Source organism: Dyella sp. (assembly GCF_035277725.1).
In the GTDB taxonomy this organism is placed as follows: domain Bacteria; phylum Pseudomonadota; class Gammaproteobacteria; order Xanthomonadales; family Rhodanobacteraceae; genus Dyella_B.
Genome location: NZ_DATEJY010000274.1, coordinates 1 through 4,736, shown reverse-complemented (window position 1 = coordinate 4,736; position 4,736 = coordinate 1). Strand labels below are relative to the sequence as shown.

4 protein-coding genes are annotated in these 4,736 nt (G+C 58.3%); 3 read left to right on the top strand and 1 reads right to left on the bottom strand.

The genetic code is table 11. From position 1 onward, the window contains the following. From VJR68_RS22010 to VJR68_RS22000, 3 genes are all read left to right on the top strand, one after another. On the top strand, window positions 1-806 hold an 806-nt coding region (locus tag VJR68_RS22010; RefSeq protein WP_324151076.1), incomplete at its 5' end, for a substrate-binding domain-containing protein. Continuing rightward, entirely contained in the window at window positions 803-1,462 is a 660-nt protein-coding gene (locus VJR68_RS22005; protein ID WP_324151075.1) for a c-type cytochrome, read from the top strand. The genes VJR68_RS22010 and VJR68_RS22005, both read left to right, overlap by 4 nt. Further along, window positions 1,459-2,397: a c-type cytochrome gene (locus tag VJR68_RS22000; protein ID WP_324151073.1), complete on the top strand. Its 939-nt coding sequence runs from the start codon at window positions 1,459-1,461 to the stop codon at window positions 2,395-2,397. The genes VJR68_RS22005 and VJR68_RS22000 overlap by 4 nt, the downstream gene beginning before the upstream one ends. Before the next feature lie 171 nt (window positions 2,398-2,568). Here VJR68_RS22000 and VJR68_RS21995 read toward each other — a convergent pair whose 3' ends face one another. Then, window positions 2,569-4,131, bottom strand: a complete 1,563-nt coding sequence (locus VJR68_RS21995; protein ID WP_324151072.1) for a S8 family serine peptidase — start codon at window positions 4,129-4,131, stop codon at window positions 2,569-2,571. Window positions 4,132-4,736: the final 605 nt, after the last annotated feature.

The window sequence follows — 4,736 nt, the reverse complement described above, 5'->3', positions numbered from 1 at the left end:
CGCCGTTCGATGCCATTGCCGATCTGCATGGCGATATTGTCGATCCGCAACTGACGGTGTTCTTCGCCGGCAATCAATTCATGGTGGTGCACGATCTGGTGGAAGCGTTCAAGCAACGCTATCGGCAGTATCAACGCGTGTTCGTGGAAACCTTGCCGCCGGGCATACTGGCCAAGCAGATCGAAACCGGCTCGCTGGTGATGGGCAATCTGCGTATTGCGTTGAAGCCGGATATCTTCACCAACGGCAAAGGCTCGATCGGTGAATTGCAAAAGCAGCACAGCTGGTTTGCCGACACGGTTGACTACGCGCGCAATCCGCTGGCGATCATGGTGGCGAAGGGCAACCCCAAGCACATCGAAGGTTTGCAGGATCTCGGTCGCGCCGACGTGCGCGTCAGCATGCCCAATCCGCAGTGGGAAGGCATCGCCAAGCAGATCGAAGCCAGCTATCACAAAGCCGGCGGCGATGTGTTGGATCACGCCATCATGGACAGCAAAGTGAAGGATGGCAGCACTTATCTCACCCGCATCCATCATCGCGAATCGCCGCTGCGCATTCTGCAAGGCGAATCGGATGCGGCGCCGGTGTGGTCGACGGAGGCGTATTTCCAGCAGCAGGTGCTGCATCACCCGGTGGAAACGGTTGCGATCCCAGCGGCGCAGAACGTCACCGCCACGTACACGGCAGCGCGTATGAAAGATGCGCCGCATACGCAGGCGGCGAAGGATTTCCTGGCCTTCATGGCTTCCACCGAAGCGCAGGCGATTTATCGCAAGTACGGCTTCCAGCCGCCGCAGCCATGAGTGCGTTTCGCATCACGTTGTTGGCGTGCGGCGCGTTGATGGCGGACGCCGCGCTCGCGGGTCCGCCGGATGGCACCACGCTTGCGAAGCAGGGCAACGGCCACGGTGTGGCGCCATGCATGGCATGTCACGCTGCGGATGGCGGCGGACAGGCGGCAGCCGGGTTTCCGCGTTTGGCAGGATTGCCGCAGGCGTATTTGCGCAAGCAGCTGGACGATTTTGCCCATGGCTTGCGCGTCAATGCCACTATGCAGCCAGTTGCAAGCGGATTGACGGAGACGGAGCGCGATGTCGTGGCGGCTTATTACAGCAAATTGCCCGTGCCGCCCGCGACTTCGCCACCGACACCTTTAGGCAACACACAGCTCGCGCAATCGCTTGCCACGCGCGGACAATGGTCGAAAGGCGTGCCCGCCTGCGAGCAATGCCATGGTCCGGGCGGCGTTGGTGTCGGCGATCATTTTCCGCCGCTGGCTGGGCAATCCGCGCTTTATCTGAGCAATCAGTTGCATGCCTGGCAACAAGGAGCGCGACGCAACGATCCATTGCAGCTGATGCAAACCGTTGCCGGCAAGTTGAGCGAGGCAGATATCGCTGCGATCAGTGCGTGGTATGCCGCGCAGCCCGCGACGCCGACGAAGGAGCCGCAGCCATGATGCGCTGGCGATGGATGGCGATGACGGCATCGCTTGCACTTGCTGCGTGCCATCAACCGGAACAGCAGGCGGCTCCTTCAGCTGCTCACGCGCCCGCTGCAGCAACATCGACAGCAAAAGTCGTCAGCCATTTCGAACCGCCGCCGGAATCCTCGATCCCCCATGACGATTTCGGCAAGCAAATCGCCCTAGGACGGCAGATCTTCACCGACACCGGCCGCTACGCCAAAGCCTACGTCGGCAACGCATTGAACTGCGAGAACTGCCATCTCGATGCCGGCCGACTCGCGCACAGCGCGCCGATGTGGGGTGCCTATCCGATGTATCCCGCGTATCGCGCCAAGAATCATCACGTCAACACGTTTGCCGAACGCTTGCAGGGTTGTTTCCAGTACAGCATGAACGGCAAGGCGCCGCCGTTGGGCGACGACGTACTCGTCGCCTTGGAGGCGTATGCGTATTGGATGTCGAAAGGCGAACCTATCGGCGTTGCGCCGCCCGGACACGGTTATCCGAAATTGCCCAAGCCGGCACAAACCCCGGATTACGCTCGCGGCGAAGCGGTATTCAGGCGCGATTGCGCGCTATGCCATGGCGACAACGGCCAGGGCCAGCGCGTTGCCGATCGCACGGCTTTCCCTCCGCTATGGGGCGCGCAATCCTTCAACTGGGGCGCCGGCATGGAGCGGCTCGACAATGCTTCCGGTTTCATCAAGGCCAATATGCCGTTGGGTCGCGGCAACACGCTTACCGACCAGGACGCATGGGACGTGGCGTATTTCATGAATGCGCACGAGCGTCCGCAGGATCCACGCTTCAAAGGCTCGATCATAGAGACGCGCAAGGCGTATCACGACACACCGGATTCGCTGTATGGCGCGGAGGTGAGCGGCAGGATTCTGGGTGAAGGTGTTGCCAATCCACGATCGCCTTAGGTACTCCAGCGCGATGGTTGCTTTTGCTCGCGGGACATTTTATGAGCTTCATAAGCGTAGATAGCGGCACAGCGCCATCTACGTTGTACCGAGACGACTGAGGGGCGTTCACGCCGCGCGTAAGTGGCTTCGCTGAAAGGCGCGGCATGAACGGTCGGCGAACATTCTTACTTAGTTTTCGTTGCTCTCGATCGCCTTTATCACGGCCGCATGGGCATCCAGAATGCCACTGCCGATGGGTCTGTCCGGCGGGGTGGGAAAGGGATATGCGCTACTAGTCAGCCACGCTCTGATTTGCGCGGGTGAAGCAGGGGGAAGCCCCGCCTCCTGTCGAAGGCTGATCATAAGCGCCACAGTGCCCGTGACCAGCGGGGCTGCAAACGAAGTACCGACGTCGGGAGTGATTTCAGGCTCACTATCCAAATTGGGTGCATACGTACCCGAGTTGCTAAGCAGCCACGACCATTCCCAGTAATCCTCATATGGTCCATTTGCTCCGCCAACAGGTGCTGCCAATGCAACTGCCGCACCATAATTGGAGTACCTGGCTGCTCGCCTGCCGAAATAATCCGTAGCGGCGACGGCGATCACGCCAGGACAACTGGAGGGTATATGGTTGGCATTGTCGGCGTCGTTGTTACCAGCGGAAGCGACTAGAACGACGTTACGCGCTACCGCTCGTTGTACGGCTTGGCTAAGCGCTTCGAATCTCGAGCACGGGCCGGCCATATTTCCGAAGCTCATGTTGATCACCTGTGCCGGATACTTGGCGTCCTCGACTCCATCCACATGACCGCCTGATGCCCATTCGATGGAATCGACGACGTCTGAAACGTTGGCGCCATCCCATGGCACGGCGCGGATGGGTATCACCCTCGCGTTGTAGGCAACGCCCGCCAATCCGATGACGTTGTCGGTTTCGGCATTGATAATTCCCTGGACTTTGGTGCCATGCCAAGTGCTAGGTATTCTGCTACTGACCGGATGGCCTGGATCCCAGCCGCATTTGTCCCGGTTGGGACCATCGTCGCTTGAAAAGTTATAGCCATCGCAGACCCAAATAGTATTGATGTCAGGGTTCGGAGCGACGCCTGAGTCAATGACGGCTACCGTAACACCTGTGCCACTTGCCAAGTCCCAAGCATTATCGATGTGCGCACCGCTAGCAGCTGACGCGTAAAAATTCCACTGAAGAAAGTAGAACGCGTCGTTTGGCATGAATGCCGACGGCGAAAAAATAGATGTTTTGCTGCGAACACCGGTGCGCGGTGGCGGGAAAACCGGCCGGGCCACGTCATCGATGCGCAATTTCCAATCGGGCTCTACATAGACCACATCAGGGTTCACTGCGATTTTTTTCATCAACGCATTGGCTTCCGCCGCGTTGAGCCTGCGCGACGTCTGCACCAGTTCGGCGCCAATGCCTAGCTTGCGCTTATAGGTTACGGTCAATGACGGCATGGTTGCCGTGGAATAAGCAGATGCCATGCGGCCTATACCGGAGGCCGTTATTGCAAACTGGACGTCCTTGGTCACTTCATTGCGGTTGTTGCGAATGCCGCTACCCTGGCGGTAGGAAATAATGAATTTGTCGTAGGTGTCAGTGTCTTGACTGCTTACGGTCGACACCTTCGAGGTGGCCAGCGGCTGCATATCCGCGGCGTGCACGGCGGGCACGGTCAACAACAGAGCGGCCACGAGTGCAATGCGGTGAACGGTGGAAAACGACTTCATACGCGCTTCTCCTTGTCGCAAAGAGGCATTTGAGCCATGGAAGTGGTTATCCTGGATCCCCTTCAAGCAGATTGAGTCAACTACTCAATCCTCTTTCCCTTCCCTCAATGGGGAAGAAAGCCAAGCCTGGTTGGAGCTTGTGTTGCAACCAAACGAGTTGCCGATGGTGCTTCTCTGATCAATTCCCATTACCTAATTGAGCAGGCGATAAGGCACGGTACCACTCTATTCGCTGTGGCGCGGTGTTATGCGCGCGGATCCATGTGGGCGGTAATGTCGGTGAGTGTTATTTGCAGTATAAATACGCTGCTCGTGTAGGCGTTGTGTTTATTGCACGCAGCAAAAAAGCGGGACAGGTGCCCCGCTTTTCTTCAGCTTTGAATGTTCCGAGCTTAAGGTGTTCGCAAATGCACGCTGCTAGATCGGCTCGAACATTATCCGTTCGATCGTCAAATGGTTCGCTGCGTCACGCATCATGGGTGCTTGTCATGAGCGCGCTCATGCTCGTGATGCTCGGCGACCACATGCCGCTTGTGGAGCTCTTCGCTGGTGTTCATCGGCTCGGATGATTCGGACGGCGGTTCGGGTACGACTGGTGTTTGCTC